Below are 1479 nucleotides of genomic sequence, written 5' to 3'. Positions count from 1 at the left end.
CCGACGTTTTGCGGCGACAGATCGTCGAGAAACTCGATGCGCAGTTCTATCTCGCAGTCGGGCATGGCCGGCGCCACCGCGCGCAGCGCCTCGGCGATGTTGCGGTAGAAGGCGCGGCCCGGCTGGTGCAGCAGGAAGCCAAAGCGGTAGTGCGGCCGTGCGGCCGCTATGCGGCTGCGCAGCGCGCCCATGCCGTAGAAGCCAATCTGCTCGGCGGCCAGCCTGACGCGCTCGCGCGTGCCCTGGCGGACGGCACCAGCGCCGCTCAGCACCCGGTTGACGGTGGCCACCGAAACATTCGCCTCGGCAGCTACATCCCTGATCGTCGGGCGCTTGTTCTGATCCATTTCGTCTCATCCGCCTGTAGCAATTGATACGAAAATATCATTCATCGCGTCAGATTGATATGAATGACACAATCCATTTGGAACAAACATTCTATTCTTGATTCATTTTGGATCAAGATGTTTATCTCGTCAAAAGCAAGCAAGGCGGACGCACCGCCAGCCCAGGGATAGCAGCAGCACAGCGCAGACGGGTTTTCGCCCACCGCTCTCAGGCGGTGTGAGGCAGCGTGCGCGTGCGGCCCATCCCAAGACGTTGCGGGTGCGGCATTGCGGATGGAGGATTGCATGGACGATCTCAAATACGGCGTGCGCGACAAGCGCGGCGACTGGAAGCCGAACGGACGCATCGAGGGGGCGCCGTTATGGAACTGGCCGCCCAGGCTGCCGAAGATCCTGGCATGGCTACCCGGCTATATCTGGCCGTGGAATGCCTTCCACATGGCCACGGCGCTGATCTACTGGTTCTATATCGTGCCTGGCGTCGAGACGATGAAGACGATCAGCTGGGGCTGGGCGCTGTGGCTCTATGCCGTCAATGCCGCCACGATCCTCGTCTTCTACGGCATCTTCGAGCTGCGCTATTACATCAAGCGCACCCAGGCGACGCGGTTCAAATACAACCACAAATTCCCCGGCGATGCGCCCTCCGACGTGTTCTGGTTCCAGAGCCAGAACCTCGACAACTTCCTGCGCTCGTTCTTCATCACGATCCCGCTGTGGACCGTGGTCGAAGTCGTCTTCCTCTGGTGTTTTGCCAATGGCTACGTGCCGTGGGTCGGCTGGGCGGATCATCCGGTCTACCTCGCCGCACTGGTGCTGGTCGCGCCGGCCATCCACGAGGTGCACTTCTTCTTCATCCACCGCCTGATCCACTGGGGCCCGCTCTATCGCTGGATCCATTCGGTCCACCACAACTCGATCAACCCCTCGCCCTGGTCGTCGCTGTCGATGCATCCGGTGGAAGGCTTCCTCTATCACGCTGTCGCCTTCTGGCACCTGGTCATCCCGTCCAATCCGATCGTCGCGCTGTTCCAGCTGCATGTTGCCGGCTTCGGTGCCGTCAATGGCCATCTCGGCTTCGACAAGCTGGAAGTGACCGACGACAAGGCCGTCGATAGCCACGCCTACGCGC

Annotated in this window: 2 protein-coding genes; one reads left to right on the top strand and one right to left on the bottom strand. The window is 61.2% G+C overall.

Going from position 1 to position 1479, the window contains the following annotated elements; translation table 11 throughout:
• Positions 1-347, bottom strand: a 347-nt coding sequence (locus EN935_RS35710) for a LacI family DNA-binding transcriptional regulator (protein WP_164771671.1), incomplete at its 3' end; no start/stop codon positions are given.
• Positions 348-632: 285 nt separating this feature from the next.
• On the opposite strand from EN935_RS35710, the gene EN935_RS35705 reads away from it, so the two are divergent.
• The coding region (locus tag EN935_RS35705; RefSeq protein ID WP_164771670.1) for a sterol desaturase family protein at positions 633-1479 on the top strand (847 nt) is incomplete at its 3' end.

Origin of the sequence: Mesorhizobium sp. M7D.F.Ca.US.004.03.1.1 (assembly GCF_003998635.1) — a bacterium.
In the GTDB taxonomy this organism is placed as follows: Bacteria; Pseudomonadota; Alphaproteobacteria; order Rhizobiales; family Rhizobiaceae; genus Mesorhizobium; species Mesorhizobium loti.
Note: the sequence above shows the minus strand (reverse complement) of the source record. Positions and strands in the feature narration are given on the sequence as shown.